Here is a 14,097-nt window from a genome sequence, read left to right as displayed (position 1 = left end):
AATTTACGTCAAAAGGATAATCCATGACTATTATTAAGCAAGAAGATTTTATTGAATCTATTTGTGATGCATTTCAATATATTAGTTATTACCACCCGACCGATTATATTAAAGCCTTAACTGAAGCTTTAGAGCGTGAAGAGAATCCAGCCGCAAAGGATGCTATGACTCAAATTTTAGTCAATAGTCGTATGTGCGCTGAAGGTCATCGTCCTATCTGCCAAGATACGGGCATTGCGACGGTGTTTTTAAAAATTGGTATGAATGTGCAGTGGGACAGCACTATGACAATTGCTGAAATGGTTAATGAAGGTGTTCGTCGTGCTTATACCAACGCAGACAATACACTACGTGCATCTGTCTTGGCTGACCCTGCTGGAAAGCGCATTAATACCAAAGATAATACTCCCGCAGTGATTCATATGGAGGTAGTTGCTGGCGACAAAGTTGAAGTAACTTGTGCAGCCAAGGGCGGCGGTAGTGAAAATAAATCAAAACTTGCCATGCTAAATCCGTCGGACAGTATTGTGGATTGGGTATTAAAAACAGTGCCAGAAATGGGTGCTGGCTGGTGTCCACCGGGTATTTTAGGAATCGGTATTGGCGGTACTCCTGAGAAAGCAACACTTTTGGCAAAAGAATCGTTGATGAGCCATATTGACATTCATGAATTGCAAGATAAAGCTAAAAGTGGCGCAGAATTAACCACAACCGAAGCTTTAAGATTGGAATTATACGAAAAAGTCAACGCACTTGGTATTGGTGCTCAAGGTTTGGGCGGTTTAACTACTGTGCTTGATGTGAAGATTTTAGACTATCCAACACATGCGGCGTCTAAGCCTGTGGCAATGATTCCAAACTGTGCTGCTACTCGTCATGTAGAATTTGAATTAGATGGTTCAGGTCCTGTTGAGCTTTTGCCACCTGATTTTGATGTCTATCCTGATATTACCTACAATCCTGAAAATGGAAAACGCGTTAATGTAGACACATTAACTAAAGAAGAAATTGCCGATTGGCAAACGGGTGATGTGTTATTATTGTCAGGCAAAATTTATACTGGTCGTGATGCCGCCCATAAACGCATGACGGATATGTTGAATCGAGGTGAGCCTTTACCAGTTGATTTTACAAACAAAATCATTTATTACGTTGGACCTGTTGATCCTGTGCGTGATGAAGTGGTTGGACCTGCTGGACCAACAACTGCGACGCGCATGGATAAATTTACTCGCCAAATGCTTGAACAAACAGGGCTTTTGGGTATGATTGGTAAATCAGAACGCGGTCAAATTGCTTGCCAAGCCATTGCAGATAATAAAGCAGTGTATTTAATGGCGGTCGGTGGTTCGGCGTATTTGGTATCAAAAGCGATTAAAAAAGCTAAGGTAGTTGCCTTTGCTGAACTTGGCATGGAAGCAATCTATGAATTTGAAGTTAAAGACATGCCTGTAACTGTCGCTGTGGATAGTCGCGGTATGTCGGTTCATGCGACCGCTCCAAAAATTTGGCAAGCCAAAATTGGTAAAATTCCTGTCAAACAAGACTAAAAATCAAATTCATCATCAAATCCCCTTTATGTTTAAAGGGGATTTTATTTGGCTTGCACTGTTTCTTGGGTATCGTGATAAAATAAAGCTTTTTCAAATTCAGGAAGAGCGGTTTTCATCAGACTACCAACAACCATTTGCGGTTCAGAAGGTTCAAAGCCAAGCAAGGCTTCTCGTTCTTTGATTCGTTGGATGGCTTGTTTAAAAGCACTTTCAAAACTGGTATTGGCTCGCAAAGCTTCAGCAAAAAATGCTTCTCCAAAATAACTAAGTTCAGCGCCAGGCTGACAGCCGAAACTGGCTCGGTCGGCTTTTGAGGCGGTAATAATCACGGTGGTTGGTGAGGACAATTCATCAATAAATGTGCCTGAATAGCAAGATGATACTACAATCACTCGCCAACGTATACCTGCATTATCCAGTGTTTGTTTTAACCATTTTGGATTAATATCTTCTAATTCTAAGGGTGGATTGTCCAGTACAATGTCGCCTAAAACCTTACCAGATTCATCCACTGCACCATGTGAACTTAGGACTAAAAATAACACGTCTTCACTGGCATTCATTTTTTTACCAAGATGTTTTAAGACGCGGTCAAGACTGGTTTGACTGGCGATAGGCTCAGATTGCCAAGTATATGGGTTATTGACCAATGCCAACGAGCGACCTTTCATACCAAAACGCACATCAAAGAGTCGCTGGGCTTCGGTGATTTCACCTGCAAAAACACTTTCAGGATAACCCGCCACTCCCACAAAATACCAATCACTAATGCCTTCAGAACTTTGGGTAAGGTTGGCTAATTTATCATCCAGTAACATTGGTTGAGCATAAAAAGCGACCTCGCTTAAGGTTGGCGGCGGTGTTGTGGTTTGAAAAATTCTTTGATTGTTTGCATTTTTTTGCCAGACAAATAGCAAAGATACCGCTCCAATTAACATAATAACCTGTTCCCACCAAGGCCAATGTAGGCGTTTGGCAAAAACCCAAAGCAAAGAGACGGTTTGCCAGATAAACAGCGAAAAAAATAAAATCTCAATAACACCATAAGACCAGGCTGGTAATAGATTTTGATTACCTAAAAATTGAATGCCACTTTGCAGTAAAACAAGCAGTGTATCAGCAGTTAACCATAAAATTACTGGTACAAATAACAAGGTATAATTTTGTGAGCGTTTGGCAAGAATAATTCCAGCGATTAGCATAATCATGGGCCAAACTAGATAGCTAATCAATCCTTGCTCGTTAAAGGCGCTGTTAGCATCCGCAACAAGCCAAGCAAACAAAACGTTAACACTAAGTGCTAGGATGCAAAATAAAAGAAATTGTGTGAACGTGGGTTTAACCCAATCAAAGGCTTTAATAGAACCAACAAGCATCCACAAACTTGCCATAATATTGGCAGCAAAATTCAGAGAAAAACGTGGCAAAAACTGTATTTTTAGGGAAGATAATGGCAAAATGATTGTCCAAAAAAATATATGTCCAAAAAAGCTAAAATTTGATTAAATGATACGCAAGCTATCCGCCTATTTTCTCAAACTGTGAATGCAATGGCAACTGTTTTTTGCTTTAATTTTATTTATTTATCATGAAATGTGTACTTAAGATTCAGGAATAAGCTCAACTTCATCTTTTAGGCTAATTAATATCAATACATCATCTTTGCGGTGAAAACTGTGTAAATCTCCAAAAATCCGCATGATATCATCGCCGATATTATGAGTGCAGTCATTCATTTTTCGTTCAATTTTACTGATGGATAAACCGCCAGAAGCTAATTTACTCGTATCAAGTACAAAATCAATACGGTCACAACTGGTAAATGCCGTACCATGACCATGAGTAAAATCGCTTAAATCAATGCTGACAGGCTCAGCAATTGGAATGTGGTTGATGTTTTTTAGTTGCCATCGTCGACTTAAAAAATGATTTAAAGCGCTTTGTTGCCCATGAATATTGGCTTGGTTTGGAGTGTAAAAAGTAGCAAGTGGTTTAAAAGATTTGGCGTCGTTGACTTGCTCTAATGCTTGTCCGTCAGAATTGGCGTTGTCATTGCATCCGGTGATTCCCACACTAGTTGCAAATAAAGATAAAAAAGCCATTTTTTGCCAAGGTTTGGCGTGGGTAGAGTCCGTCATACAATCATCGTACAGTAAAGAAATCTAAATGCTGATAAAAACATCAAATGAAAATTAGCTCAATTTTAAATCAAAATAGCAAGATTGGACAGTGATTTTATCATCTATCTTAGGGTTGGTCTTGTGTAAAAATACGCTATTTTGTTGTTTTTATGTAGCTATGTATATAAAAAATCTGATAAAATGAAAAAATTATCTAATTTTAATAAAATCTGGTTTGCAATGAAAAAAATTTATCTTATTCGTCACGCTCAAAGCGAATCAAATGCTGCAATTAACATTCGTCCAAATCCACAAATTAATTTAACTCCATTGGGAAAAAACCAAGCGGAAATCTTATCAGATTGGCTGCTACATCATATTACAGAACCAATTGAGGAAATTTTTGTATCAAATTACGTTCGTACTCAACAAACCGCTGAACCTTTTTTAAATAAAGTAAAACGCCAAGCATCTGTTTTGGAAGATTTGCACGAATTTGATTATTTGGATTTTCGTCATATTAAGGATTTGAGTTTTGCTCAGTTAAAACAAAAAACCGATGATTTTTGGCAAGTCAATGATATTTATCATAAAGACAGTCAAAACACAGAAAGTTTTTGGAGTTTTGCAGGACGGGTAATGAATGCTCGTGCTTATTTTGATGGATTAAATGCGGGTACTTATGTGGTGTTTGGTCATGGAATGTGGTTGGGTATGTTGATTTGGCAGCTACTACATGGTGATGGTAGTCGAGTCATGGATATGGAAAGATTTCGCACCTTTGAGCTGAGTATTCGCCCAAAAAATACCGAAATCTATTTATTAACTTTGGACGGTAAGGCTAGTATTACCAAAGTGCGAGTGCGCGGTGATGAGTAGCTGTAAAGTTATTAATAGGCGCGTAAATGAATGCATCATAACTAAATAAAAATGTGATAAAATAACATTTAAAACTTAAAAAAAAGGTGTAATATGGTCAGTATCTATATAACTAAATAAAAATGTGATAAAATAACATTTAAAACTTAAAAAAAAGGTGTAATATGGTCAGTATCTATCTTTTGATACCACTTAGCTTGATGTTATTTGTTGTAGGGATTTGGGCAATTTATTACGCTGTGAAATCCAATCAGTTTGAAGATTTGGATAATGCACCTGACCAGATTATTCTTGATGATAGACAAGCTCGCCGTCAAATTTTGCAAGCCAGTCAAAACCAGCACAATAAACCAATTAAGTCATCATTTAAACAGTAAGTTAGTTTAAATAGCAAGTTGGTTAATAAATTAAGGATGTATTTATGAGTATGAGTTTGCTGATTCCAGCATTATTAATGGGCTTTTTAGGGTCGCCACACTGTATGGGAATGTGTGGAGGCATTGTTACTGCTTTTGGCATCTCCATTAAACAAGTAAGCCCACAAAAACAAGCATTGTTGATTGGTAGTTATCATGCGGGTAGATTGATAAGCTATACCATGCTTGGAGTGGTGGCAAGTTTGTTTGGCGAGCAGATTTTGGCACCATTTTTGACCGATAATGCCATGCCAAGATTGGTGTTAGGGTTTGCGATTGTTTTTGCTGCTTTATTGATGTTAGGTGTGCCATTTTTAAATCGTCTTGAGAAAGTTGGTTTGGGATTGTGGAATGCACTTGCTCCAATTCGCCAAAAAGTTTTGCCAATGAATACTATACCAAAAGCTTTATCAGCTGGGCTCTTGTGGGGTTTGTTACCTTGTGGCTTGGTGTACGGGGCGCTGGTAATGTCAGCAAGTATTTCAGCAACTACTCATCATTCTGGCATGGGTGCGCTGTTTATGTTATTTTTTGGTTTTGGCACATTGCCTGCTTTGGTTCTGACTGGAACAGCACTTTCTTGGCTGCAAGCCAAAGTAAAAGCCTTTAACATTCGCAAATTTAGCGGAGCAATTATGCTTGTTTCTGGGCTTTTGATTGCGTTTTCTCCAACGGTTATGCACCATTTGCATGGTGGACATGGGCACGGTCATCATGGTCATCACGCGCATTCATCAGTAGACAATGGTCATCATGGTGATGCTCACCACAATCACACTATGGAGCAAAATCCAGAGATGGAACATAATCATCATATGGAGCATCAGCATCATCATCATAAGTAAATCAAACTAAAAAACTAAGGGGTAATTTATGGCAAATTATGTGGTTATTGGATTGGGTGGTAGTGGCTTATCTGCAGCAAAGTTTTTGGTTGCAAAAGGTCATGCCGTTACCGTTACTGATGAAAATATTAAGCCAAAATTGGCAGATAAATTACCCAAAGAAGTTCTCACTTCTTTTGGAGCGATTGATGGTGAAAAACTAATTAAAGCTGATGTCATTGTGATTAGTCCCGGCATTAATCCACAAATTGCTGAAGTTGCTAACGCCAAAGGTGCAGGCGTGCCTGTGGTGAGTGATGTCTGGTTGTTTGTGCAAGCGCTACAACAAAGAGATGTTCAGGCAGGCAAAAAAACGCCCATCGTCGCCATTACAGGTTCTAACGCCAAATCCACTGTAACCACACTGGTTGGAGAGATGGCAAAACAGGCTGGTAAAACAGTTGGTGTTGGTGGCAATATTGGCACTCCCGCCCTTGATTTATTAGAAATTGCCAATTTGGATATGGTGGTTTTGGAGTTATCAAGTTTTCAACTTGAACACATTGAAAAATTAGGAGCAAGTGTTGCTACAATTTTAAATTTGTCAGCAGACCATTTAGATAGACATGGCGATATGGCAGGCTATTTAGCACAAAAACTGCGTATCTTTGACCAGGCAGCATCCGCAGTTATTTGCCTTGATGATGAAAATTTAGCTAAGTCTTGCCAAGAAACTTTTGCTAATATTGGTCAAAATGTTAACACAATTACAACCAGTGGACAAATTGGTAATCCAAAACAAGCAGACTTTTATCTAAGTGAAGAAAATCAGCAAATTTACCTAAATTATCAAGGGCAGCAGTTATTATCTGCAAATGAACTTTTGATTAGGGGTAAACATAATTTACTCAATGCTTTGTCAGCATTGGCACTTGGTCAAAGTGTGAATTTGCCAATGGAAAGTATGCTATCGGTTTTACGTACTTTTCGAGGTTTGCCACACCGCTGTGAATTTGTGGCAAATAGTTTGGGTAAGGATTATTATAACGACTCTAAAGGCACTAATATCGGTTCAACCATTGCTGCCATTGAAGGGCTTGGAATGGTTTATGGTGAAAAATCGCTGGCATTGATTTTAGGAGGTCAAGCCAAAGGACAAAATTTTAGTGAGCTTGGAGAATTTGTTGCAAAATTTGCTTCGGTGGTGTATTTGATAGGGCAAGATGCAAATTTGATTGAGCAGGGATTGCTAAGTATAAGTCATGATATAAACATTGTTCAGGTGCAAACCCTAGATAATGCAATTGTTAAGACCAGTCAGAGTGATGCTAAAGCGGTATTATTATCGCCAGCTTGCGCCAGTTTTGATCAATTTGATGGCTACCATCATCGTGGTGAGGTTTTTGTGCGACTGGTTCAGGGCTTGTCAAACGGCGAATAACTCACCTAAAAAATTCGTAAAAACCTATAAAACTAGTTATAATAAGATTTTATAAAAAAATTCTTATCTTATCATGCACCTATTTCAAAAATTTCCTTCTGGCAGATGGCAAAATCTGATGCAGTCGCCTTATATGCCAACAGCAAAATCACTGTTGGTATTGGGGCTGTTTTCATTGATTGTATTAAGCCTATTAATGATTGCGTCATCATCCATCCCGTATGCTCAAACAAAGGGCTTTCCTGAGTTAAAGTTTTTTTGGTCACAGGCTATTTATGTGTTTGTCGGTTTTTTAGCCGCTTTAATTGTGTATCAAATTCCACTCAAATGGTATTTTCAAATGCCATTAGTGGTGCCTGCTTGGGTTTTATTAAATTTATTATTGATTCTAACCTTATTGGTGGCTCCAGAAATTTTTGGTGCAAAGCGCTGGTTGGATTTTGGTCCAGCAAACTTACAAACTTCCGAATTTGTCAAACTGTTAATGGTGTTGATTGTTTCTGATTATGTGGTGCGACGTTCTGCTGAAGTGCGTGAAAGTATTTGGGCAGGACTTAGGTTATTGGTTTGGTATCTTCCTGTTTTACTATTGATTGCAATTCAACCTGATTTTGGTTCCTGTGTGGTTATTGTTGCGACCGCTCTTGTAATACTGTTTATTAGTGGCGTGCCATTTTCACATTCTGTTTATTTGGTAATACTTGCTATACCAGTTTTCGCCATAGCAATTTTAATTTCAGATTATCGTTCATTAAGGATTTTTTCATTTCTTGACCCATTTGATGATATTTATAAATCAGACTATCAGTTGGCACGCTCTTTAATGGCGTTTGGTCGCGGTGGGACGACGGGCGTTGGCTATGGTGATAGCATTTTAAAATTATCACATTTACCTGAAGCACATACCGATTTTATTTTATCCATTACCGGTGAAGAGCTTGGGTTTTTAGGCGTGATGCTGGTGTTTTGTTTGGAGGCCTTAATTATTGGCTGTATTATGCGCATCAGTTACATTACATTAAAGCGCCGCCAATTGCGTTTAAGTTATATGGCATTTGGTTTTGCAACGATTATTTTTGGTCAAGTGATTATCAATGCTGGCATGACCATGGCTCTTGCGCCAACTAAAGGCTTGACTTTACCATTTTACAGTTATGGCGGCTCATCAATGCTCATGTTTATGATGATGATTGCTATTATATTAAAAATTTCTAAAGAAAGTGAGAAAATTTACCACCAAAATAAAAACCGTGAATATTGATTGTCTATATTCTGGTTATGCGATGCCCAGTGTTGATGTTTGCTGTAATGGCTTATGATTCCAATGTTTGATTGCGAATGCTAAAATTTCATCAACACTACCATCTAATAAATCATCCGTAACTGGCTGTTTTAGTCGTTTTAGCGCATCCAATAAAAGCATTCGAGATTTTAATGGGCTTTGAGTATCAATAGGCGTGGCAAGATTTTGTTTTGATAATTTCTGACCATCAAAATTATGCAATAAAGGCAAGTGGTAAAAATAAGATGGGGCGGGTAACTTACATAAACCCAAAATCTTTATTTGGGCAACTGTCATTGGCATAATATCCAGTCCGCGCATAACATGGGTGATATTTTGCAACCCATCATCAATGCTGCACGCTAAAATATAATTAATCATGCCATTTTGGCGTTTAACCACGACATCACCTAAAGACAATGCTGGATTATCCCACAATATCCCCTGAATGCCATCATAAAAACCTACCCAAGTATCTGGTAATATCAAGCGGGTTTTGCTGCCTTTGATGTTTGTTAAAGGCTGTTTTTTTAGGCAAATTCTAGGATAAATGTCAGCGGTATTTAGCCCTTGGGTTTGGTGAAGTCTGGCATAAATTTTGGCAGTATTTTTTTGAGATTGTTGGTAGTACTCAGAAAGCTGTTTTCTAGAGCAAGTGCAGATATAACTAAATTTTGCCAATTTATCAGCTAAAAATTCATTATAAATGGCGGTGCGTTTAGATTGATACAAGACGCAGTCATCACTATACAAGCCTAAATTTTCCAAATCATGTAAAATGCTGGCGGTATAAGCTGGTTTACAGCGTTCAAAATCCACATCTTCAATGCGAACCAGCCATTTTCCACCTAAAGATTTGATATGACAATAGCTTGCCACAGCCGTTGTTAATGACCCTAAATGCAGCTTTCCAGTTGGCGATGGTGCAAAGCGTCCAATAATTGGGTTTTTTGACATATCGCCATAAACCTTTAAAAATGTCCTTGGTTTTGCCTTTCTTTAATTTCGGACATGGTTTTGCAATCAATACATTGAGTAGCTGTAGGTCTGGCTTCTAATCGACGCAAACCAATTTCTGTACCACAAGTTTCACAGTAACCATAATCACCCGAATCAATTTCATTGATAGACTTTTCTATCTTGCGCACCAATTTACGCTCACGGTCGCGTGTGCGTAGAGCCAGAGCAAACTCTTCTTCTTGGGTGGCACGGTCATTAATATCTGCCAAAGCGTTTGTTTCTTCATTGATATAATCTTTGGTACGCTGAGCTTCAGCCAAAAGTTCAGCTTTCCAGTTTAATAGCAAAGCACGAAAGTGAGCCAGTTGTTTGTCTGACATATATTCTTCGCCTTTGGCGGGGGTATAGGGGGTAAAAGTGGCACTCATGCTAACTTTCCTTTGCTAAAAAAACAGTTGTAACAATTAAAAAACTAAAGATAAAAACCCGCTATAAATTGGGGCAATCGTTTGTTTTTTCAAGTAAGTGTATTAATTTAATCAATCGCGGATATTTTAAGCAAAAATTATGCCGAATTTTATACGTTCTTGACAAAATGACAGTTAAATTCTGTAAACTTGTGTTTGAAAACAGTTATTTCCCAAAGTAATTAAGCGAAAACCAGCAGATTTTTTATCCAAGAAAAACGCGTCATGATGGGGTAAGAATTGTCGGCTGGTAGCAGGAGCGGTGTAAACGTAACACGGGTGATTGGTTGGAGCTTTAAACGCTTGGTTTTGGTGTACATGACCGCAAAAAATAGCTTTGACGTGGGCGTATTGATTGATAATTTGCCAAAAATCCACTGAATTTTGTAATTGATATTTATCAATCCATGCTGAACCAACAACCAATGGGTGATGGTGAAAAAAAATCAAAGTGGGTATGACGGTTGTTTTAAGTGCTGTATTTAGCCAGTTTAAGGTGATGCTATTAAATCTGCCATCAATTTGACCTGACTTAGTCGAATCCAATACGATAACTTGCCATTTTTGATTGGGAAAATTAAGTTGGGTAATGTGGTGATTTAACAAACGACAATCTGTTTTTTTAGGCAAAAAAATTCGCTGTTCAAAATCCAAATGAGTATTTTTTTCTATAGTAACGTCATGATTACCCGCTGTGCATAAAAAAGCAATTTTGGTTTGCGCAAGTGTTTTAAAAAGCCAGTCATAGCCTTTGGTTGCACCATTATTAACCAAATCTCCCGTCAAAATTAGTAAGTCCACTGAGTGGTGGCAAATTTTTTTTAAAACAGTCAAAAAATTTTGATGATAAACTGAATTGATGTTTGTACCTAAATGCAAATCACTGATTTGAGCAATCAGAAACTTGTCATTGGCATTAATTTTGGTAATAGGGTATTTCATTAACGATGACTGATAAATGTGGACAGTTTGCTAGTCAATAGCACCCCAAAAAAACCCAAAGCCAGTGTTAACACGATAGACAAACCAGTTTGAATGTCTAGCCACACACCGCCCCAAATACCAGAAGTTACGGCAATTTGTGCGATTAGGGTTGCATAAATGACCATTTGTTTGGGTGAGTTGGCAAGCAGTCTTGCAATCAGTGCCGGCAAAATTAACAGTCCACTAATAAGCAAACTGCCAACCGCTTGTAGGGCAATCGAGCAAAAACCTGCCAATAGCCCCATAAAAAATAATTTTTGCTTAACAGGATTAATGCCACTAATTTGGGCAAGTGGTTCATAGGTGGCAAGTTTAACTTGACTGTTCCAAATCCATTTTAAAAAAATAAGACCCAAAACAATCATGCAGGTTAAATGTGGTAAATCTGCCCAATCTACATCCAATAGATTACCAAATAAATAACCTAAAACATTAGCTTGTTTTTGAGTGAGCTGAGTCAGTGTTAAAAGTCCTAAACACAATAAACTGGCAGCAAGAACGGCAAGCAGAGCATCGCTTGGTAAACGTTTATCGTCTAAAAAAGTTAAGATAATCACCACCACCAAACTAACAAGCAACACTCCAAAATCAGCAGGAAGAGAAAGCCAAACTGCCAGTGCTACACCTAATAGTGCGCCATGAGCCAACGTATCAGCAAAAAAGGCCATACGTCGCCACAATACTAAACACCCTAAAGGCGCGGACAATAAAGCAAGTAAAGAGCCTGCAATCCATGCAGGTGCGATAATAGAAAGCCATTGATTCATGGGGATTGTTATTGACCTTTAACTTATTGGTATTAATTAATAATGATGCTGACAGTGGTCATGGTGATGAATATAGGGCATATAATGTCCAAACAAAGAAGAAAATTCAGTGGTAGTTGCAATTTGACTGGGTTTTCCTTGACAGCAAATATGTTTATTAAGACAAATTACTCGACGTGAACCTTTCATTACCCAGTGTAGGTCGTGTGAAACCACCAACATCCCACAGCGTAAAAAATCAGGCATGTCATCAATAAAATTATACAACCACGTTTCGCTATCAGGATCCAGCCCTTGCATAGGTTCGTCTAAAATGAGTAATTCTGGCTTATCCAAAAGTGACCGAGCCAATAGTACTCGCTGCATTTCTCCGCCAGATAAATGATGAATTTGCCGTTTTAGTAAAGGAGTTAGTAAGAGTTTATCAAAAATAAATGCTTTTTGATGCTGATTAAGTCGCTTTTGATTGGCTTGATTGAGTAAATCTTGCGTACGCAATGGCAAAATACTGGGTATGGCAAATTTTTGTGGCACATAACTCATCATGGTGGTTTTGCGAGTAATGACACCTGATGTTGGAGTAATCAACCCTAAAATTAGCTTGACTAGAGTCGATTTGCCTGCGCCATTTGGTCCAATCAAGCTAATACGCTCATTCTTGGCAATACTTAAGCTGATGTGATTTAATAATTGAGCGCCTTGAACGTGATAATTAACATCGTCTAGACGAATTAAGTAGTCATCATTATCCAAAGGTTCACCATTTAAAGATTTGTTATTTTAAAGATGGATTATTTAAAAACACAACTAAATTTGTTATTGACATTCACGGCAAAGACCACTTAGTTCAATCACTGTGCGCTCAATCAAAAACCCTGCATCATTTTTAGCAAAATTAATCACATCATTGACGGGCAAGTTGCTACATTCTTCAACTTTGTGACAATTTTGGCAAATTAAAAAAGCTGCTGCATGCTTGTCTCTTGGATGACAGCAGGGCACATAAGCGTTGATAGAACTTAATTGATGAATCAATCCTTCTGCTAATAAAAATTCCAAAGATCGATAAACGGTTGGAGGGGCAACGTTTTTGCTTTTTTTGTCGCTGGCTTTACGACTTTCTTGTAAGGCGCTGATTAAATCATACGCCCCAAGCGGTTTGTCTGCTGTCAAAATCAAACAAAACACTTCCTCACGAAGTGGTGTAAAACGCACCCCTTGTTTTTCACAATACGCTTTGGCTTCAGCTAAACGCACGGCAGGGTCGTGGTTGTGTACATGATGATGGTGATGAGCAAACATAAAAACCTTCTTATATTCTTATAATAGTAATTTATAATGAAATATTATAAAATAATGCACCCATAAAATACTTGCTACATTATAGCATAGCAAATCTAAAAACAACGGATAATCACAAAATTTTAAACATTGGCAATCATTTTTTTATAATGTTATAATATAACATATTTAAAATCCAATTTTATTTTCATTTTTTTATTTTTTTAATTATGATTATGTCAAATTTTTTACACTCCATTTCCATCATAACAGCCGCTGCACTGATTACCACGGCCGCCAGTGCCAGTGTTAGTGTAAGCAATTATCCACTGGCTTTATTATCCAATGCTGTAACTAAGGGTAGTGAGCCTGCTGGCGTGTTGCTTGAAAAAGGCGATGTTGGTCATCATGGTAGTCTTAGTCCAAGTAAGGTCAAAATGGCAAAAGATAGCCGCTTTGTTGTATGGTTTGGCAGTCAATTAGAGCAAAATCTGGTAAATAATTTAAATGATGCACCTAATGCCATTTCTTTATATCAGATGAATGCTTATCATCGTTTGCCACTGCGAGATGTGCAGGGTAATCCAAAACCAGATAGTTTAGATCCACATTTATGGCTAGACCCAGAAAATGCCAAAGCCATTGTACGGGCACTTGTTGTTATTCATAGTCATGACAATCCAAAAAATGCTCAATTATACCAAAAAAATGCTCAAGAATTTGCCAGTCGAATGGATAAAGCGGTTGCTAGTTTACCAAAAACAGCAAAAAGACCCTATTGGGCATATCACGATTCTTTTCAGTATTTAGAAAAATCTTTAAATTTATCATTTTTTGGAGCATTAACACCCGACCATCATATTGCACCAAAAGTAAATCAAATTAAATACTTGAGTGAAAATCGCCCAAATAAAACTATGTGTTTGTTATCGCAAGGCGCAGTATCGTCTGGAATTGCCAATAAGCTTGGCAATATTCGTGTGGCAGTACTGCAAGAAGATTTGAGTGATGCTACTGATTTTGTGGATGCGTGGCAAAAATCTGCTCAGGAAATTTACACTTGCACCCAATAGTTACAATAAATTTATGATTTTGATTTACCTGCACTATTTTTTAGAAAAAT

The 14,097-nt window shown here is 37.9% G+C and carries 15 protein-coding genes; 7 read left to right on the top strand and 8 right to left on the bottom strand.

Going from position 1 to position 14,097, the window contains the following annotated elements; translation table 11 throughout:
• The first annotated feature begins 23 nt into the window (after positions 1-23).
• The gene (locus ACZBKJ_RS02880) at positions 24-1,550 is read left to right on the top strand and encodes a fumarate hydratase (RefSeq protein WP_463199415.1); all 1,527 of its coding nucleotides are present in this window, start codon (positions 24-26) and stop codon (positions 1,548-1,550) included.
• Between the two features lie 44 nt (positions 1,551-1,594).
• On the opposite strand, the gene ACZBKJ_RS02875 is transcribed toward ACZBKJ_RS02880, so the two are convergent.
• Together ACZBKJ_RS02875 and ACZBKJ_RS02870 are read right to left on the bottom strand one after the other, a co-directional pair.
• Positions 1,595-3,010 (bottom strand): C13 family peptidase, encoded by a 1,416-nt coding sequence (locus ACZBKJ_RS02875; RefSeq protein WP_463199414.1) that lies wholly within the window; start codon positions 3,008-3,010, stop codon positions 1,595-1,597.
• A gap of 144 nt (positions 3,011-3,154) precedes the next feature.
• Positions 3,155-3,691: a hypothetical protein gene (locus ACZBKJ_RS02870; RefSeq protein WP_463199413.1), complete on the bottom strand. Its 537-nt coding sequence runs from the start codon at positions 3,689-3,691 to the stop codon at positions 3,155-3,157.
• 222 nt (positions 3,692-3,913) lie between these two features.
• Here ACZBKJ_RS02870 and ACZBKJ_RS02865 point away from each other — a divergent pair, with 222 nt between their 5' ends.
• From ACZBKJ_RS02865 to ACZBKJ_RS02845, 5 genes are all read left to right on the top strand, one after another.
• Positions 3,914-4,552: a histidine phosphatase family protein gene (locus tag ACZBKJ_RS02865; protein WP_463199412.1), complete on the top strand. Its 639-nt coding sequence runs from the start codon at positions 3,914-3,916 to the stop codon at positions 4,550-4,552.
• Between the two features lie 164 nt (positions 4,553-4,716).
• The gene (gene ccoS, locus ACZBKJ_RS02860; RefSeq protein ID WP_463199411.1) at positions 4,717-4,929 is read left to right on the top strand and encodes a cbb3-type cytochrome oxidase assembly protein CcoS; all 213 of its coding nucleotides are present in this window, start codon (positions 4,717-4,719) and stop codon (positions 4,927-4,929) included.
• A 44-nt stretch (positions 4,930-4,973) separates the two neighbouring features.
• A complete protein-coding gene (locus ACZBKJ_RS02855) occupies positions 4,974-5,813 on the top strand; it encodes a sulfite exporter TauE/SafE family protein (protein ID WP_463199410.1) in 840 nt (279 codons plus the stop codon).
• A 28-nt stretch (positions 5,814-5,841) separates the two neighbouring features.
• Positions 5,842-7,233: a UDP-N-acetylmuramoyl-L-alanine--D-glutamate ligase gene (murD, locus tag ACZBKJ_RS02850; RefSeq protein WP_463199409.1), complete on the top strand. Its 1,392-nt coding sequence runs from the start codon at positions 5,842-5,844 to the stop codon at positions 7,231-7,233.
• A gap of 118 nt (positions 7,234-7,351) precedes the next feature.
• Positions 7,352-8,494 carry an FtsW/RodA/SpoVE family cell cycle protein gene (locus ACZBKJ_RS02845; RefSeq protein WP_463199408.1) on the top strand — a complete coding sequence of 381 codons (1,143 nt, stop codon included), beginning with the start codon at positions 7,352-7,354 and terminating at the stop codon, positions 8,492-8,494.
• Between the two features lie 15 nt (positions 8,495-8,509).
• Here the strand turns inward: ACZBKJ_RS02845 and gluQRS are convergent, their stop codons facing one another.
• The 6 genes from gluQRS to ACZBKJ_RS02815 all read right to left on the bottom strand — a co-directional run bounded on the left by gluQRS (position 8,510) and on the right by ACZBKJ_RS02815 (position 12,995).
• On the bottom strand, positions 8,510-9,472 hold the full coding sequence (gluQRS, locus tag ACZBKJ_RS02840) for a tRNA glutamyl-Q(34) synthetase GluQRS (RefSeq protein WP_463199407.1): 963 nt from the start codon (positions 9,470-9,472) through the stop codon (positions 8,510-8,512).
• 14 nt (positions 9,473-9,486) lie between these two features.
• Positions 9,487-9,903, bottom strand: a complete 417-nt coding sequence (gene dksA, locus ACZBKJ_RS02835; protein WP_463199406.1) for an RNA polymerase-binding protein DksA — start codon at positions 9,901-9,903, stop codon at positions 9,487-9,489.
• Between the two features lie 174 nt (positions 9,904-10,077).
• Positions 10,078-10,884: a metallophosphoesterase family protein gene (locus tag ACZBKJ_RS02830; RefSeq protein ID WP_463199405.1), complete on the bottom strand. Its 807-nt coding sequence runs from the start codon at positions 10,882-10,884 to the stop codon at positions 10,078-10,080.
• Positions 10,884-11,693, bottom strand: coding sequence for a metal ABC transporter permease (locus ACZBKJ_RS02825; RefSeq protein WP_463199404.1), 810 nt, complete (start codon positions 11,691-11,693; stop codon positions 10,884-10,886). The genes ACZBKJ_RS02830 and ACZBKJ_RS02825 overlap by 1 nt, the downstream gene beginning before the upstream one ends.
• A 36-nt stretch (positions 11,694-11,729) precedes the next feature.
• The gene (locus ACZBKJ_RS02820; protein WP_463199403.1) at positions 11,730-12,446 is read right to left on the bottom strand and encodes a metal ABC transporter ATP-binding protein; all 717 of its coding nucleotides are present in this window, start codon (positions 12,444-12,446) and stop codon (positions 11,730-11,732) included.
• Positions 12,447-12,509: 63 nt separating this feature from the next.
• On the bottom strand, positions 12,510-12,995 hold the full coding sequence (locus tag ACZBKJ_RS02815) for a transcriptional repressor (protein WP_463199402.1): 486 nt from the start codon (positions 12,993-12,995) through the stop codon (positions 12,510-12,512).
• 215 nt (positions 12,996-13,210) lie between these two features.
• Between ACZBKJ_RS02815 and ACZBKJ_RS02810 the strand changes: the two genes are divergently transcribed.
• Complete coding sequence (locus tag ACZBKJ_RS02810; protein ID WP_463199401.1) at positions 13,211-14,047, top strand: metal ABC transporter solute-binding protein, Zn/Mn family; 837 nt, start codon at positions 13,211-13,213, stop codon at positions 14,045-14,047.
• Positions 14,048-14,097: the final 50 nt, after the last annotated feature.

This window comes from Moraxella sp. I5G (assembly GCF_055193055.1).
Note: the sequence above shows the minus strand (reverse complement) of the source record. Positions and strands in the feature narration are given on the sequence as shown.

Coding starts and splice junctions, on each gene's coding strand:
- ccoS (WP_463199411.1), top strand. CDS start 4,717: ATGGTCAGTATCTATCTTTTGATACCACTTAGCTTGATGTTATTTGTT.
- ACZBKJ_RS02815 (WP_463199402.1), bottom strand. CDS start 12,995: ATGTTTGCTCATCACCATCATCATGTACACAACCACGACCCTGCCGTG.
- ACZBKJ_RS02880 (WP_463199415.1), top strand. CDS start 24: ATGACTATTATTAAGCAAGAAGATTTTATTGAATCTATTTGTGATGCA.
- ACZBKJ_RS02855 (WP_463199410.1), top strand. CDS start 4,974: ATGAGTATGAGTTTGCTGATTCCAGCATTATTAATGGGCTTTTTAGGG.
- murD (WP_463199409.1), top strand. CDS start 5,842: ATGGCAAATTATGTGGTTATTGGATTGGGTGGTAGTGGCTTATCTGCA.
- ACZBKJ_RS02870 (WP_463199413.1), bottom strand. CDS start 3,691: ATGACGGACTCTACCCACGCCAAACCTTGGCAAAAAATGGCTTTTTTA.
- ACZBKJ_RS02825 (WP_463199404.1), bottom strand. CDS start 11,693: ATGAATCAATGGCTTTCTATTATCGCACCTGCATGGATTGCAGGCTCT.
- gluQRS (WP_463199407.1), bottom strand. CDS start 9,472: ATGTCAAAAAACCCAATTATTGGACGCTTTGCACCATCGCCAACTGGA.
- ACZBKJ_RS02845 (WP_463199408.1), top strand. CDS start 7,352: ATGCAGTCGCCTTATATGCCAACAGCAAAATCACTGTTGGTATTGGGG.
- ACZBKJ_RS02810 (WP_463199401.1), top strand. CDS start 13,211: ATGTCAAATTTTTTACACTCCATTTCCATCATAACAGCCGCTGCACTG.
- ACZBKJ_RS02865 (WP_463199412.1), top strand. CDS start 3,914: ATGAAAAAAATTTATCTTATTCGTCACGCTCAAAGCGAATCAAATGCT.
- ACZBKJ_RS02830 (WP_463199405.1), bottom strand. CDS start 10,884: ATGAAATACCCTATTACCAAAATTAATGCCAATGACAAGTTTCTGATT.
- dksA (WP_463199406.1), bottom strand. CDS start 9,903: ATGAGTGCCACTTTTACCCCCTATACCCCCGCCAAAGGCGAAGAATAT.